Below are 15,469 nucleotides of genomic sequence, written 5' to 3'. Positions count from 1 at the left end.
GCACCACGCTCCAAACATCTGAAGATTACGGCCACTGTTGGCCTAGGACGCGGCAACTGTAGCACTTGACGTGGCATTGATCGGATGTTTACTGTTCTCAGCAAGGAGGAACAATGAGCAAAGTTCAGTCACTGACGACTGTCGACGTACGGTTCCCGACGTCGCTGACCGCTGATGGCACCGACGCGATGAATCTCGACCCCGACTACTCAGCGGCCTATGCGGTGATCGAGACCGACACCGCTGACGGCCTCTCCGGCCACGCGTTCGCGTTCACGATCGGGCGGGGCAACGACGTGCAGGTCGCCGCCATCCGGTCGCTCGAGCAGTACCTCGTCGGGCGCGACGTCGAAGAGCTGCTCGCCGACATGGGAGCCACGTATCGGGGCTTTGTCTACGACTCGCAGCTGCGCTGGCTCGGCCCTGAGAAGGGCGTCATGCACATGGCGATCGGCGCCGTGGTCAACGCCCTCTGGGACCTCAAAGCCAAGCGCGCGGGCCAGCCCCTGTGGAGGCTCCTCTCCTCCATGTCGCCCGAGGAGCTCGTCGACCTGGTCGACTTCCGCTACCTGTCCGACGCGCTGACGCGGGACGATGCGCTGCAGATCCTGGAGGCCGCAGTGCCGGGACGCGAAGCGCGAGAGGCTTCCCTGCTGCGCACGGGCTACCCGGCCTACACGACGACGCCGGGCTGGCTCGGTTACTCCGACGAGAAGCTCGCGCGCCTCTGCCGCGAGGCGCGCGCCGAGGGCTTCCCGCAGATCAAGCTCAAGGTCGGCGGCAGCATCGACGACGACATCAGGCGGATGCGCATCGCCCGCGAGATCTGCGGGCCCGACTTCCCCATAGCCATCGACGCGAACCAGCGCTGGGACACCCAGGATGCGATCGAGTGGATCACCGCGCTCGCCCCCTTCGGCGTCGCCTGGGTCGAGGAGCCCACGAGCCCGGATGACGTGCTCGCCCACGCCGCCATCGCTCGCGCCATCGCCCCCATTCCGGTCGCCACCGGCGAGCACGCGCACAGCCGGGTCATGTTCAAGCAGTTCCTGCAATCTGGCGGCATGCAGGTCATGCAGATCGACGCGAGCCGAGTCGGCGGCGTCAACGAGAACATCGCGAACCTGCTGCTCGCCGCGAAGTTCGGCGTGCGCGTCTGCCCGCACGCCGGCGGGGTCGGCCTGTGCGAGGCGGTGCAGCACCTCTCGATGTTCGACTTCGTCGCCGTGAGCGGCACCATGGAGAATCGGATGATCGAATTCGTCGACCACCTGCACGAGCACTTCGTCACCCCGACAGTTCTCACGGGCGGGCACTACGTGACACCCCTCGCCCCAGGAGCCGGGACCGAGATGCTCGCGCAGACCCTCATCGACTACGCCTTCTCGTCTGAGCCGGTCGTGGTCGCATGATCGAACGGCTCGGCTTCGGGGCCGCCTCCATCGGCAACCTCTACCGTGAAGTCAGCGACGAGCAGGCCCGGGCCGCACTCGCAGCCGCGTGGGACGAGGGCGTCCGCGTGTACGACACGGCACCGCACTACGGCCTCGGGCTGTCCGAGCGTCGCCTCGGCGATTTCCTCACGAACCTCCCCGCCGATGAGTACACGCTCTCGACGAAGGTCGGGCGACTCCTCGTCCCCAACCCTGACTTCACCGGCAAAACGGACGAAGCCAACGGCTTCGCCGTGCCCGACGAACTCGTCCGCCGCTACGATCCGTCGAAGTCCGGAGTCGAGCGGAGCCTCGGCGAATCCCTCGAGCGCATGGGCGTCGACGTCGTTGACGTCGCGTACCTCCACGACCCGGACGTCTACGACCTCGACGCCGGCATCTCGCAGGGGCTGCCGGCCCTCGTAACGCTGCGTGAGCAGGGCGTCGTCTCCGAAGTCGGCATCGGCGTCAACAGCGTCGATGCTGCACTTCGGGCCGTGAACGAGAGCGACATCGACGTCGTCATGATCGCCGGACGCTACACCCTCCTCGAGCAGCCGGCGGCGGCGGAGTTGCTCCCTCGCTGCCTCGAACGTGGCGTCAGAGTGGTGACGGCCGCCGTCTTCAACTCCGGCTTGCTCGCCACAGCGACTCGTTCGGCCAGCGCGCACTACAACTACGGCGCAGTCCCGGATGCGGTCGCCGCGCGGGTCGACCGCCTCGCGCAGGTCTGCGGAGCATACGACGTGACGCTCCCACAGGCCGCCATCCAGTTCCCCCTGCGGCACCCCGCCGTCTCAACGGTCGTGGTCGGGACGTCGCGCGCCGCTGCCGTTCGCGAGAACGCAGAGCACCTCCGGGCACCCATCCCCGAGGAGCTGTGGCAGGAGCTTGCAGCGCTCGAGCTGATTCCTGTGCCGGTGATAGCCCGGTAGCAGACGGCTGGGCCGTCGTGGGGCTTGGCCGTGGCGGCATGCTCCGACGCCGCCGCGCTCGGCTCGGCGCTGTGCGGGCCCGCCGCCCGAGCGTCAGCGCTCGAGGCGGTAGACGCGCGCTGCCGTGCCGGAGCCGATCTCCAACCACTCGACGTCGGAGACCTGCCCTCGGACGAAGTCCAACCACTCGGCGGTCGAAAGACCCGCGCCGCCGACCGCGCTGACCGGCCAATCGCTGCCGAACATGGCCCGCTCGGCGCCGAACACGTCAAGCGCCGTCTCGATGGCGTGCGCAGCCCGAGCCCGAAACGTGGGTCCCGCCTTCGCACCCGCGGACATTTCTGCGGACAACCCGCTGAGCTTCACGTGAGCACCGGGCAGGGCTCCGATCCTGCGCAGTCCGACCTCCCACCCCGCCCAGGCCTCCGACTTCACGTCCGAATCGAGCGGCGGCTTGCCGATGTGATCGAGCACCACCGTGAGCGGCGACGATCGCTCGAGCAGGCCGGCCAGCTCCTCGAGCTGCCACCAGCGCACGCAGGCGTCGAAACTCGAGTCCCTGCGCGCAAGCGCATCGAGCCCGAGGAGCAGGGCGTCAGAGCGCAGCACCTGCACGTCGAGGTCCTGCAGGAGGTGACGCACGCCCCGGTACAGCGGCAGCTCCTCGAGCGCATCGAGGTGTGCGCCGAGTTCAACCGGAGGACTCAGAAGATCGGCGTCCGCGACGATGCCGGCCAGGGCTGGCCATCCCTGGGCCAGAGACTGAACCCACGTCGCCTCCGCCAACGCGTCCGCGGGCCTGGCACCTGCTTGGACGAACACCGCGGCACCAACTTTTCCACGCTGAGCGTCGTAGGCCCATGGAAGGCGGGATGTCGCGAGCTCGGGCAGATCGTCGAGCCAGTCGAGACGCAGCAGCGATCGATCCCAGACGTGGACGTGGGCGTCCACCGGCTCGGGGGTATCGAAGCGCTCCACGTCAGCTGCGCCGCTTCTGTAGCTCGAGATCCCACATCAGCTCGAGTGGAGCATACCCCTCGCCACCATCCGAGTCTCGGAAGAGTTCGACGAAGCGTCCGATGTCTTGCTGCCAACGGGCATTCGCCGGGTCCGCGTCGAGCACCTCGTTCGCCGCATCCCAGTCGTCGCAGATCACATCGTGGAAGAGCCGCAGGCCCGACCGGAAGATCGTCCAGCTGCTGATGCCGACACGATCGAACGTGGCGACGAGCTCCTCCGGAATGACGGCGTGGCTCTCCCGATACTGGTCGACAGCACCGGGCTTGATCTCCGAGTGGAGCGCGACCCTCATCGCGCGTCTCGCAGCCAGCGCTCGACACCGGACACGTGCGCGAGGGTGAGCGCGGCCGTGAGCTCCGTGTCTCCCGAACGCAGCGCATCCAGAATCGCCCTGTGCTCGTCGACCGTGCGGGAAACTGCGCCTGCCTGTGTGATGCCGCGCCAGACGCGAGCCCGAACGGTCCGGCTCGAGAGCGAGTCGATGAGGCTCGTCAAGTACTTGTTGCCCGTGCTCTCGACGATGTGCCGGTGAAATTTAAGGTCGTGCTCGATGAGCCCCTCGACCTCGGTGTCGTCGTCGATCTCGCTCAGGATCTCCTCGAGTCGAGTTAGCTGCTCGGGAGATGCCTCACGCGCCGCAACCGCGGCCGCCTGTGGCTCCAGCATGCGTCGGACCGCCAGGATCTCGAGGACGCTGTCGTCCTGATGCAGGTCCACGACGAAGTTCATGGCCTCCAAGAGCAGGCGCGGCTCGAGGCTCGTCACATACGTTCCGTCGCCTCGCCGGACGTCGAGGACCCGGATGACCTCCAGCGCCTTCACCGCCTCGCGCAACGAGCTCCTCGAGAGACCGAGGCGCTCGCTCAGCTCCTTCTCGGGCGGAAGTTTCGAGCCAGGCACAAGATCGCCGGAGACGATCATCTCCTTGATTCGCAGAATAGCTCCATCGGTAACTGCCATAGCCACATGCTAGTGCAATCATCCGATGTCTACGCGCAGGGAGACGAACAACAGGTGAGTTCATTCAACGAACCCCTCGAGCTCTGCAGCTTTCGGGCACAGACCTGAACAACGCTGCTACTCGTTGCGATTCAGGCGAGAGCATTTGAGCTCTTGGCGCTGCGCCAGTCGATGGACTTCGCGAGCAGGCCGGTGACGGCGATGAGCACCGCAACCGCGAGGGCGACGACGCCGACGAGCGTCGACTCGGGTGCATCCGAGAGCCGCCCGAAGCCGACCCAGGCGACACCCCAGATGATGGCGGCAGAGACGGCGAGGTTCTTCCAACGCCAGATGTAGAACGTCGCAACACCGAGGACGGCGACAAGTGCGGCCGTCGTGGATATCTCGCCGAGCGTGCTTTCAGCTTCGACACCTGTCGAGACGATGGCGGCACCAAGGTTCGCGAGCGTGGCGACCGACACCCAGCCCAGGTAGAGGCCAAACGTTGTGTCGACGGCGAGGCGCTCACCCCAGTTCTCGGCGGGATGCGCGGCGATACGGCTCACGAGCACGATGCAGACAGCGAGCAGCGCGACGATGACGCCGACGCTCACCCAGATGAGGCCGAACTGGGTGACCAGCAGCCACCCCGCGTTGAGGAGCATGGAGAGGGCGGCCCACCAGCCGGTGGCCCGCGCCTTGGCGGAGTGCGCCTGCTTCGGCAGCCACTGCCAGACGACGTACGCGAACAGGCCCAGGTAGATGACCGACCAGATCGAGAACGCGGTGCCGGCGGGAGCGATGAGTGTGGCGTCGGCGGAGAGGTTGCCGCTCGACGACTGGTTGACTTCGGTGCCGCCGAACAGGCCCACCCCGAAGAGGGTCCCGACGACGCAGAGGATTCCAGAGACGGTCACGAACAGACGACGAAGCAGATCGGAGGACATGCAAAGAAGCTAAACGATCTAACTGAATGGGCCGTGGGTGTTGACGAGCCCGTGCCCGCCGAGACGAGTGGCCCGGCCCCGCTGAGCGCGGGACCGGACCACCGAAGCCTGCTGCAGTTCTGCTTACAGCTCGACCTTGGCGTTGTCACCCTCGAGCGGCTCGCCGGACACCTTCGACTTGATGAAGCTGAAGGCAGTCGCGATGCGGCCGCCCGGGCTGTCCCAGTACTCGGCACCGCTCGCCGAGAACTTCAGCACGCCCACGTTCGGGTCCTCTGGTCCGTTCGGGAACCACGCCTCCGCCGCAGGGTTCCACAGCTCGCGCACCTTCTCCGGCGCATCCACGAGTCCGGCAGTGCCCGACAGCGAGACCCACGAGTCGTTCGAGCTCAGTGACACCCCGGCACGCGAGTCCGCGCCCAGGTTCCGCACCGTGGTCGAGTCCTTCTGAATCAGGAACCACAGGTCGCCGTCGAACTCCGCCTCCTGGATCGTGAGCGGATGCGCGACCAGCGAACCCGAGCCCTCGATCGTCGTGAGCATGGCGAAGCGGAAGTCCTTAACGAGCTTCGCGATCTTCGCGACCTCATCGGACTGCGTCGCGTTCGAGTGCGCGCCGTGGCCGTCGTGCGTGGTGTGGTCAGTCATGTACTGCTCCTCGGGGTCGAATCCTGCACGCTGAGGCGCCCGCTCGGGGCGCTCCCGTTACCGGGACTCCGCGAACGTACGCACGCGGCATCCGAAGTCCCCTCGTGTCGCCCGAACGCCCGCCGTGCACTCCCGGCGTGCCACCTGGGAGGACCGCGCAGGGCGAGTGCTACGGCTCGAGGGAGCGCCGGTCCCCGTAGCCGACCAGATCCCGCAGCCACCCCACGCCGCGCACGCTGGCACCAACCGCCACCGCACGTTCGCCCAGCTCCCGGTCGCTCGTCGCGACCGTCACGGACTCCCCCATCGCCAGGCGACGACGAGCCTCGTCGACGATCGCGTCGTCTCCGGATGCGGTGGCCCGGACCACGCTGACCGCGGCGTTCTTCACAGATTCGCTGGCCGCCGGGCAGCTGGCATCCCGCGCGGCACCTTCGACGACGACAGCGAACTCCGGGAACCACCGATCCCCGGTCAGTCCGAGGTCTGCCGCGGGGACGCCCGCGCTGGTGGCACTTCGGGAGGCGTGCGAGGGAGCGCCCGAGGTCGACCCGGAGGCCGCGGTCGGGACGCTGGATACTGCGGCTCGCGCTCCGGCGAGCGCGAAAGCGTGCACCTTCGCGAGCAGACGCTCGGCAGCGCCGGCGCGGTCCCGCCACCAGCCATCCGGCACCGAGCCGACGACATTCGCCGCATCGACGATGACCACCGGCCGCACCGCGAGCGCGGACCGAAGCTCGGGCCAGGCGGCAGCAAACCCGTGATGGAGGGGCAGGTCGTCGACCTCGTCGATGGGGACCCACCGCAGCTCGAGGCTCTCCGCGTCGGCGATCACCGGCTCGAAGGGGTGGACGACGCGGGCGACGAGCGTCGTGTATCGCCAGAAACCGAGCTCCAGCACGCTGGTGAAGAGCGGAGTCATGGCCTCGGCAGGCACTCCGGCCTCCTCGGCGGCCTCGCGCAGCGCCCCGACGCTCGGCAGCTCACCCTCGTGGAGGGCGCCGCCCGGAATGCCCCAGGTGCCGCCGTGGTGGCTCCACTCGGCACGGTGCTGGAGGAGGATCCCGCGTTGCGGGTCCACGGCTACCAGACCTGCCGCGCCGAACCTGCCCCAGTAGCGCTGACCGGTGTCGGAGTACACCCACGCGTCACCCGGATCGCGTGGGCCGTGCAGGCGTCGCGAGACCTGTTTGCTGGCGGGGGAAGTCGTCACCCAGTCAGCTTCACACGGCGCGGCCACCCTGCCAAGGCCCGCGGGTGCTCGGCGTCACAGACCTCGACGCCCGCCCGCCGTCTCGAGCCCGCCCCCCACCTGCCTCCGCCCGAGCTCGCCACGCAGGCGCTCCGCTCGACTTCGCAGGCGCGTGGCCTGTGGATGCGGGCCCGTGCACAGCGGGCGAGAAAGGCGGCCGCGTCCCGAGTCGCCAGCGCAGACTCGTGCCATGACAGCGATCCCAGCCCCGATGACCGACCCCATCACCACCGACGAGGACGTCCTGCGTCATGTGACCGCCCTTGTCGGACAGGCCTACCGGCGCCAGCTCTGGCTCATGTTCCTCGACGCCGACGATCACGCGCTCCCCGTGCTCATGCCGATCGAGGCCTACCCGCAACGCCCGACCCACCCGCAGCTCGAGCGGATCGCCAGCGTCATCTCCCGCATGATCGACGAGCTGCAGGCCGCGAGCGTCATGCTCACGTGGGAGAGACCTGGGCCCGGCGACTCGACTTCAGATGAGCGTCTCTGGGCTGCCGCGCTCGGCATCGTCTGCGAGGTGAGAGAACTGTCCGTGCGGGCGCAGCTCCTCGCGTCCAGGGAGGGCGTGCGCCTGTTCGAGAAGGCCGAGTACTTCGCCGTCGCCGCGTGAGCTCCGCCCGGCAAGCACGACCCGTCGCGGCACCGTCATTCCGTGGTCAGCACCACCAGCTGCTGCGTCGCCCTCGTCATCGCGACGTAGCGGTCGACGGCACCCTCGATGCCTGTTCCGAAGCGGTCAGGGTCGATGAGCACCACGAGATCGAACTCGAGACCCTTCGCGGTCTCCGGAGTGAGCGAGCGCCCGCGCCCGCGGTTGTCGTAGGCGAGGGACCGGTCGCTGCCCACCGCGGTGATGACGCACGTGATCCCGTCGAGGTGCTCGTCGAGCCACGCGTCCAGCACGCCCTGCAGCTCAGCGACACCGCCGTACACGACCGGGAGACCGCTGCTGCGCACCGACACCGGCACGTTCGCGTCGGGAAGGGCCTCGAGGATGACGGGTGCGGCCTCGAGCATGACCTCCTCCGGCGTGCGGTAGTTGATCGTCAGCTGGGCGACCTCGACCTTCGGCAGACCGACGCGCGCCAGACGCTCCTCCCAGGTCTCTCGGAACCCGTGACGCGCCTGCGCCCGGTCGCCGACGATCGTGAAACTCCTCGACGGGCACCTCGCCAGCAGCATCGCCCACTCCGCATCCGTCAGCTCCTGCGCCTCGTCGATCACCACGTGCGCGAACGGCCCCGCGAGCTCGTCGAAGTCGACGGGCGGCAGGGAATCCTCGTCGATGAGCGACTGCTGCGCATCCTCGACCCGCAGCATCGTGACCAGCCCCTCCCCGTCGTCATCGCCCTCGATGAGGTTGTCGACAACGTGCGACATGTTCTCCTGCTGCGACGCCAGCGCCTCAGCCCGTCGCGCCCGCTGCCGGAACTCGTTCGGGTCGCCCGTGAGGCGCCTCGCCACGTCGATGAGCGGGAGGTCCGAGACAGTCCAAGCACGAGCATCCGGGCGCTGCAGCCGACGCACCTCATCGGCACCCAGCTCGGGAGCGCACCACTGCAGGTACGCCGGCACCGACCACAGATCGGCGATCACCGAGGCCGGATCGAGCAGCGGCCACGCCTTCGCGAACGCAACCCGCAGCCGCTCGTCGCGCAGGAGCGTCGCCCGCACCGAGTGCTCCGACGCGCTCGGCGAGCGCTTGTCGACGAGCAGTCGCAGCACCTCCTCCCACACCTGCTCTCGAGCCTCGTTGTGGGTGAGCCCAGGCTCGTAGGCCACGAACGCCTCCGCCCAGTCGGCCGCGTCGAGCGTCAGCTCCTGCGAGTCCGTCGTCGTCACCGTGAACGGTGCACGTGGCGGACGCTGGTGGTAGCGCACCGCCTTGCCCACGGCGCGCACCAGATCGAGCGACGACTTCAGGCGGGCGACGGATGCGTCGGCCTCGTCACGCGCATCCGCCCCCTCGGGCAGCAGGTCGCGCAGCGTGCACAGCTGCACGCTGTCCTCCCCGAGGCTCGGCAGCACGTTCGCCACGTAGTTCAGGTAGGGGCGGCTCGGCCCCACGAAGAGCACCCCGCCGCGGCCCTGCTTGAAGCGCGGGTCGGAGTAGAGCAGGAACGCCGTGCGGTGCAGGGCGACCACCGTCTTGCCGGTTCCCGGCCCGCCATCCACGACCAGGGCACCGCGCGAACCCGCCCGGATGATCGCATCCTGATCGGCCTGGATCGTGCCGAGCACATCCCGCATCTCGCCAGACCGCGCGGAGCCGAGGCTCGCGATGAACGAAGACTGGTCGTCGAGCGCCACCCGCCCCGCCATCTCCTCGGGCACGAACACCTCGTCCCAGTAGTCGACGACCCGCTCCACGTTCCACCGGTACCGCCGCCGACTCGCCAGGCCAAGCGGATTCGCGTGCGTCGCCGCGAAGAACGGCTCAGCCGCCGGCACCCGCCAGTCGATCAGGAGGCGCCGCCCGTCCTCATCCGCGAGCCCGAAGCGCCCCACGTAGACATCCGGAGACCCGTCCGCCGGCGTCATACGCCCAAGGCACGCGTCCACCCCGAACCGCTCGAGCCCGCGAAGCTGCCGCGACAGGCGGTGGATCTCCGTATCGCGGTCGAGCGCCTGCTGCCCCGCCCCTCCATCGGTGAGCCGAAGCTCGTCGAGCCGCGACGCCAGCTCACGCTTCTGGCGCGACAGGGCCCCAGCGATCGCCGCGAACTGGCTGGCATCCTCGCCGACGAGTTCGGGGTCCGACTTGAACGACAGGTGCGGCGGCAGGGCAAAGACTTCAACAGGAGATGTCACGATCGCTCATTCTGGTGCCTCGACGGGGTCTTGCGGCAAGCCCCCTGGTGATCTATACCTTGGAAGAGGCAGGCGACTGCCATCTGGGCCTCCACTCGAGCAGCACCGCGATGCCGATCGCGACCGCCACGCCGATGGCCGTCTCGACGCCGCGCTCCAGCAGCAGCTGGCCCGCAGAGACGTCACCCGCCAGGCGGCCCATCACCAGCACCAGCGGGGTCAGGAACAGCAACCCGATCGTGTAGTTGCGCACGATGAACAGCTCCACCCCACCCTGCAGCGCGATCACCAGCAGCACCACGACCAAGCCGCTCGGCTCGAACGCCAACAGCACCGCTGCCACGCCAAGACCCAGCACCGTGCCCACAAGTCGATGCGTCGCCCGCAGCACCCGATGGAACCCCGTCGCCGCAGACAGACCCGCGATCGCAGACACCATCGCCCAGTACGGATGCCCGATGCCGATCAGCAACGGGATGGCACCGGCGATGAGGGTGCCGACCGCGAACATCGTCGCCCGACCGATCGCCGACGAACGCGCCGGGCGGACCGACCGAATCGACCCCGTCACCGGCGCCAGACCCGAACGTGCCTCGTCGGCACCAGCACCCGCGGCCCCAGCGCGTGCCGGATCGGCCCCAGCGGCAGCGGCGGCGGTCCCAGCGGCAGCGGCACTCGACGGCTGCGACGTCGCGGCTGCCCCGGTGCGCGCACGCGCCCGATCCACGACGGCACCGACAGCGCCGAACGCGAGCCCGAGCAGCAGCGACCATGCCGCCGTCACGACCGCGACGCCGATGCCGACCAGCAGCACCTCACCACCCGCCGCGAGCGCCGCGATGCCGGCCAGCGCGAAGATCTGGAACATCGGCCCTGGCGGAGCCCAACGCACACGGTCGCCGAGGAGCGACATGAGGAACGCCCACATCGCCGCAGCGGGCAGCACGAGCAGAGCCCGGCCAGGCGAGAGCGCGATGACGGCGCCCACGCCGACCGACGCGAGGAGCGAACCCGCCGCGATCGACTGCATCCGGAACCGACCGAACACGCTGAGCCCACGACCGTAGACGCTTGTGAACGCTCCGAAGACGGCGAAGATCGCGAGCGGCATCGACCCCGTCGCCCACAGGAGCACCAGCGGCACCCCGATCGCCAAGGCGACCCGAAGCGCCACCCAGTGATCGCGGCGGTAGGGGCCCATCGTCGTGAGGTCACGCCAACCGGGGATCATCGAAGGACGAGGAGAAAGCATCACCCCATTGTCTCGCGCCTGTCACGCGCCGGGCCCTTCTCCCCGGAGCTCCACTCAAGATCGCCCAACCCGGCCCCAGAACTTAAGATAGGCTCGCCTTACTCGAAGCCGAGTCGCGCTGGATGATCAGCACGATTCGCAGGCTTGGCCCGTCCGCTCCGAAGCGCCCGTGCGGCCCCTGCAGCGGCTTCACATCCGTGCCCGAAACATCACCTGTGCGCGAAACACAGCCCATCCCCGAACCGAGGATCCGCCATGCCCAAAACGCTCACCGCCCCCACCCGGCGCACCGCCGCACGTATCCAGGGAGCCGGCCTCCTCGCCATCTCGGCGCTCCTGCTCGCCGGATGCGCCCCGGCCGACTCCGCGCCTGCCGCCGATGCGGATGCCGCGGCAGCAGCGTCCGGAACCGTCACGATCACCGACAACCACGGCGAGATCGAAGTGCCCGTGAACCCGGAGCGCGTCGTCGCCCTCGACAACACCACGTTCCAGACCCTCAGCGACTGGGGCATCGACGTCGTCGCGGCCCCCAAGCCGCTCATGGAGAGCGTCTGGCCGGACCTCGCCGGTGGCGACGAGGTGCTCGACGTCGGCCTCCACCGCGAGCCCGACCTCGAGGCCGTCATCGAGGCCGACCCCGACCTCATCATCGGCGGCTACCGCTTCCAGGACTACTACGCGGACCTCAAGGCGATCCAGCCCACCACCATCGAGATCAACGCCCGCGACGGCGAAGAGGCGACGAGTGAGCTGAAGCGCCAGGTTGAGATCCTCGGCCAGATCTTCGACAAGGAAGAAGAGGCCGCAGAGACGATCGCCGCCTTCGACACGGCCATCGCCGACGCGAAGAGCGCCTACAACGGCACCGACTCGGTTGTCGGGCTCATCACCTCCGGCGGCGAGATCGCCTACGCGGCACCGGGTGAGGGCCGCGGCGTCGGCCAGCTCTTCCCCACGATCGGCCTCACCCCGGCCATCGACCAGACCGCTGAAGACGCCTCCCACGGCGACGACATCAGCGTCGAGGCCATCGCGCAGGCCAACCCCGAGTGGATGATCGTGCTCGACCGCGACGCCGGCACCGGCGAAGAGGGCGCAACCGCAGCTGCCGACCTCATCGCGGGCGCCGAGGCACTCCAGAACGTGCCAGCCGTGCAGAAGAACCAGATCGTCTACCTCGACCCGACGTTCTACCTCGACGAGGGCATCCAGGCCTACACCGGCCTGTACGCCGACGTCGCTGCCGCGTTCGCCGGAGCCAACAGCTAGGCAGCGCACCCGCGCTGTGCCCCGCCGCTCGGAAGGCGCCCCCACGTCGTCCGGGCAGCGGGGCACAGCGCAGCAGACGCGCAGCAGACGCAGCACAGCACCCAGCCCGCCAGCCCATGACAGCGAGCGAATGACAGCAACAGCCCCACCCCCGGCCGCATCGGCGCCGCGGATCACCCCCGCGCACCGCGTGCCGCTCCTCAACCGCCGAGGCGCCCTCCCGGTGGGCATCGCCGTGGTGCTCTGCCTCGCCGTCCTCTCCCTCTTCGTCGGCGCCTACGACATCGCGGGGAACGAGTTCGGCGGCGAGATGATCTGGATCTCCCGCGTCCCCCGCACCGTCTCCCTCGTGCTGGCCGGATGCGCCATGAGCGTCTCGGGGCTCATCCTGCAGCTGCTCACCCAGAACCGCTTCGTCGAGCCCACGACGACGGGCACCACCGAGTGGTCCGCCCTCGGCCTGCTCGTCAGCTACATCGTCGTGCCCACCGCCGGCCTCACGACCCGCATGGTCATGGCCAGCGCCTCCGCCTTCATCGGCACTATGGTCTTCCTCGCCGTGCTGCGCCGCGTCGCGCTGCGCTCGGCCCTCATCGTGCCGCTGATCGGCATCATGCTCGGCGCCGTCGTCTCGGCCTTCACGACGTGGCTCGCGATCGAGACGAACTACCTGCAGATGCTGGGCACCTGGTTCATGGGCAGCTTCACGAGCGTCGTGCGCGGCCGCTACGAGGTGCTGTGGATCGTCGCCATCATCGTCGTCATCGCCTACTTCGTCGCCGACCGCTTCACCGTCGCCGGCCTCGGCAAGGACATCGCCACGAACTTCGGCGTCAACTACAACCTCGTGATGTTCATCGGCACCGCGCTCGTCGCCATCGCGACCGGCGTCACGACCGTCGTCGTCGGCTTCCTGCCGTTCCTCGGGCTCATCGTGCCGAACCTCGTCTCCATGGCCCGCGGCGACAACCTCAGGTCGAACCTGCCATGGGTGTGCGTGCTCGGCGTGGGCATCATCATCGTCTGCGACATCATCGGCCGCGTCATCCGCATGCCCTTCGAGCTGCCCGTCTCGATGATCCTCGGCATGGTCGGCGCCGCCGTCTTCATCACCCTCCTGCTCCGGATGCGGCGCGATGGCTGACACCGTGCCCCGCCTCCCGAGATCCACGGCCCGCCGCGTCGGCGACAAGGTCAGCGACGCGTCCAAGCCCGCCAAGCCGCCCCGCCTCTGGCTGCGCTTCAGCATCCTCGGCGCCCTCGTCGTCCTCTCGGCCGTCGGCGTGCTCACCTACGACATCGCCATGGAGCCCGGCAGTCGCGGCTTCTGGCTCGCCGTCAACCTGCGGGTCGTCACGGTCGCGACCGTCATCATCGTCGCCGCCTGCCAGGCCGTCGCCACGGTGCTCTTCCACACGGCGACCGGCAACCGCATCCTGACCCCATCGATCATGGGGTTCGACGCCATCTACGTCGTCTTCCAGACCGCCCTCGTGTTCTTCCTCGGCGGCGCGGCCCTCGCCTCGACCGACGGCCTCCCCAAGGTGTTCCTGCAGAGCTTCCTCATGGTGGGCTTCGCGACCGTGCTCTACACGTGGCTCTTCTCCGGCAAGCGCGGCAACCTGCACATCATGCTGCTCATCGGCGTCGTCTTCGGCGTGGGCTTCGGCTCGCTCTCGACCTTCATGCAGCGCCTCCTCACGCCGAGCGAGTTCGACGTGCTCTCGGCGAAGCTCTTCGGCAACCTCAGCAACTCGAACCCCGAGTACCTGCCGTGGGCCGCGCTCATCATCGCGGTCGTGCTCGCCTTCATCTGGCGCACCAGGAACACCCTCGACGTGCTCGCCCTCGGCCGCGACACCGCCGTCAACCTCGGCGTCGCCTACAAGCGCAAGGTCACGGTGCTCCTCATCCTGACGGCCGTGCTCATCTCCATCTCGACGACCCTCGTCGGCCCCATGACGTTCTTCGGGTTCATCGTCGCGACCCTCGCCTACCAGCTGACCGGGTCCTCGCAGCACAAGCACGTCATCCCGTTCGCGATGCTCCTCGGCATGCTCACCCTGCTCGGCGGCTACTTCGTGCTCCGCCACGTGTTCTACGCGGCCGGCACCCTCTCGATCATCATCGAGTTCGTCGGCGGCCTCTTCTTCATCGTGTACCTACTCAGGAAGGGCGCCCTGTGATCTCGCTCTCGAACGTCACCAAGACCTACGGCAAGGCGACCGTGCTCGGGCCCGTGACCCTCGACATCCCCGCAGGCGGCATCACGGCCCTCGTCGGCCCGAACGGCGCCGGCAAATCGACGCTGCTGACGATCGTCGGCAGGCTGACGGATGCGAGCACCGGCACGGTCACCGTCGGCGGCCACGATGTGACGAAGGCGAAGAGCCGCGACCTCGCGAAGGTCGTCTCCATCCTCCGGCAGGAGAACCACTTCGTCACCCGCCTCACGGTGCGGGAGCTCGTCGGCTTCGGCCGCTTCCCCCACTCGCAGGGGCGGCTCACGCCAGCCGACAAGCAGCACATCGACCGGGCCATCGAGTTCCTCGACCTCACGACCCTCGAGCACCGCTACCTCGACCAGCTCTCCGGCGGGCAGCGGCAGCGGGCCTACGTCGCCATGGTGCTCGCGCAGGACACGGACTACATCCTCCTCGACGAGCCCCTCAACAACCTCGACATGAAGCACGCCGTCGCCATGATGGGCCAGCTTCGCCGAGCCGCGGACGAACTCGGCAAGACGTTCGTGATCGTCATCCACGACATCAACTTCGCCGCCGCCTACGCCGACAACATCATCGCCCTCACCGACGGGCAGCTCGCGCACTCCGGCAGCCCGAAGGACCTCATGACGACCGAGACCCTCGAGCACGTCTTCGGCACCCCGATCGAGGTGCGCCACGACGGCGACTACCCGCTCGCCGTCTACTACCGGTGAGTCGCGGCCC

General features: G+C 68.6%; 15 protein-coding genes. 7 read left to right on the top strand and 8 right to left on the bottom strand.

From position 1 onward, the window contains the following. The first annotated feature begins 113 nt into the window (after window positions 1-113). Together C5B97_RS08945 and C5B97_RS08940 are read left to right on the top strand one after the other, a co-directional pair. Window positions 114-1,412: an enolase C-terminal domain-like protein gene (locus C5B97_RS08945; protein ID WP_104311750.1), complete on the top strand. Its 1,299-nt coding sequence runs from the start codon at window positions 114-116 to the stop codon at window positions 1,410-1,412. Beyond that, window positions 1,409-2,368 carry an aldo/keto reductase gene (locus tag C5B97_RS08940; protein WP_104311749.1) on the top strand — a complete coding sequence of 320 codons (960 nt, stop codon included), beginning with the start codon at window positions 1,409-1,411 and terminating at the stop codon, window positions 2,366-2,368. Before C5B97_RS08945 ends, C5B97_RS08940 begins: the two co-directional genes overlap by 4 nt. Window positions 2,369-2,461: 93 nt before the next feature. Here C5B97_RS08940 and C5B97_RS08935 read toward each other — a convergent pair whose 3' ends face one another. The 6 genes from C5B97_RS08935 to C5B97_RS08910 form a co-directional block, all read right to left on the bottom strand. Then, window positions 2,462-3,346: an amidohydrolase gene (locus C5B97_RS08935; protein ID WP_181026961.1), complete on the bottom strand. Its 885-nt coding sequence runs from the start codon at window positions 3,344-3,346 to the stop codon at window positions 2,462-2,464. Between the two features lies 1 nt (window position 3,347). Continuing rightward, window positions 3,348-3,680 (bottom strand): L-rhamnose mutarotase, encoded by a 333-nt coding sequence (locus C5B97_RS08930; protein ID WP_104311747.1) that lies wholly within the window; start codon window positions 3,678-3,680, stop codon window positions 3,348-3,350. Beyond that, complete coding sequence (locus C5B97_RS08925) at window positions 3,677-4,348, bottom strand: FadR/GntR family transcriptional regulator (RefSeq protein WP_104311746.1); 672 nt, start codon at window positions 4,346-4,348, stop codon at window positions 3,677-3,679. The genes C5B97_RS08930 and C5B97_RS08925 overlap by 4 nt, the downstream gene beginning before the upstream one ends. Before the next feature lie 131 nt (window positions 4,349-4,479). After that, entirely contained in the window at window positions 4,480-5,277 is a 798-nt protein-coding gene (locus C5B97_RS08920; protein ID WP_104311745.1) for a tryptophan-rich sensory protein, read from the bottom strand. A 123-nt stretch (window positions 5,278-5,400) separates the two neighbouring features. Beyond that, window positions 5,401-5,925: a pyridoxamine 5'-phosphate oxidase family protein gene (locus tag C5B97_RS08915; protein WP_104311744.1), complete on the bottom strand. Its 525-nt coding sequence runs from the start codon at window positions 5,923-5,925 to the stop codon at window positions 5,401-5,403. Window positions 5,926-6,094: 169 nt separating this feature from the next. Beyond that, a complete protein-coding gene (locus tag C5B97_RS08910; RefSeq protein WP_258068086.1) occupies window positions 6,095-7,138 on the bottom strand; it encodes an NUDIX domain-containing protein in 1,044 nt (347 codons plus the stop codon). Between the two features lie 229 nt (window positions 7,139-7,367). Between C5B97_RS08910 and C5B97_RS08905 the strand changes: the two genes are divergently transcribed. Further along, on the top strand, window positions 7,368-7,793 hold the full coding sequence (locus C5B97_RS08905; protein WP_104311742.1) for a hypothetical protein: 426 nt from the start codon (window positions 7,368-7,370) through the stop codon (window positions 7,791-7,793). 35 nt (window positions 7,794-7,828) lie between these two features. On the opposite strand, the gene helR is transcribed toward C5B97_RS08905, so the two are convergent. Together helR and C5B97_RS08895 are read right to left on the bottom strand one after the other, a co-directional pair. Next, on the bottom strand, window positions 7,829-9,994 hold the full coding sequence (gene helR / locus C5B97_RS08900) for an RNA polymerase recycling motor ATPase HelR (protein ID WP_258068085.1): 2,166 nt from the start codon (window positions 9,992-9,994) through the stop codon (window positions 7,829-7,831). Window positions 9,995-10,046: 52 nt separating this feature from the next. Next, window positions 10,047-11,246, bottom strand: a complete 1,200-nt coding sequence (locus C5B97_RS08895; protein ID WP_104311740.1) for an FUSC family protein — start codon at window positions 11,244-11,246, stop codon at window positions 10,047-10,049. Window positions 11,247-11,501: 255 nt separating this feature from the next. Here C5B97_RS08895 and C5B97_RS08890 point away from each other — a divergent pair, with 255 nt between their 5' ends. From C5B97_RS08890 to C5B97_RS08875, 4 genes are all read left to right on the top strand, one after another. Then, a complete protein-coding gene (locus C5B97_RS08890; RefSeq protein ID WP_104311739.1) occupies window positions 11,502-12,518 on the top strand; it encodes a siderophore ABC transporter substrate-binding protein in 1,017 nt (338 codons plus the stop codon). Window positions 12,519-12,648: 130 nt separating this feature from the next. Continuing rightward, window positions 12,649-13,662: an ABC transporter permease gene (locus tag C5B97_RS08885; RefSeq protein WP_104311738.1), complete on the top strand. Its 1,014-nt coding sequence runs from the start codon at window positions 12,649-12,651 to the stop codon at window positions 13,660-13,662. Next, the gene (locus C5B97_RS08880; RefSeq protein WP_104252722.1) at window positions 13,655-14,704 is read left to right on the top strand and encodes an iron chelate uptake ABC transporter family permease subunit; all 1,050 of its coding nucleotides are present in this window, start codon (window positions 13,655-13,657) and stop codon (window positions 14,702-14,704) included. Before C5B97_RS08885 ends, C5B97_RS08880 begins: the two co-directional genes overlap by 8 nt. After that, window positions 14,701-15,459: an ABC transporter ATP-binding protein gene (locus tag C5B97_RS08875; protein ID WP_104311737.1), complete on the top strand. Its 759-nt coding sequence runs from the start codon at window positions 14,701-14,703 to the stop codon at window positions 15,457-15,459. The genes C5B97_RS08880 and C5B97_RS08875 overlap by 4 nt, the downstream gene beginning before the upstream one ends. The last annotated feature ends 10 nt before the right edge of the window (window positions 15,460-15,469 follow it).

The sequence above is a fragment of the Pseudoclavibacter sp. RFBB5 genome (assembly GCF_002931555.1).
Lineage (GTDB): Bacteria > Actinomycetota > Actinomycetes > Actinomycetales > Microbacteriaceae > Pseudoclavibacter.
Note: the sequence above shows the minus strand (reverse complement) of the source record. Positions and strands in the feature narration are given on the sequence as shown.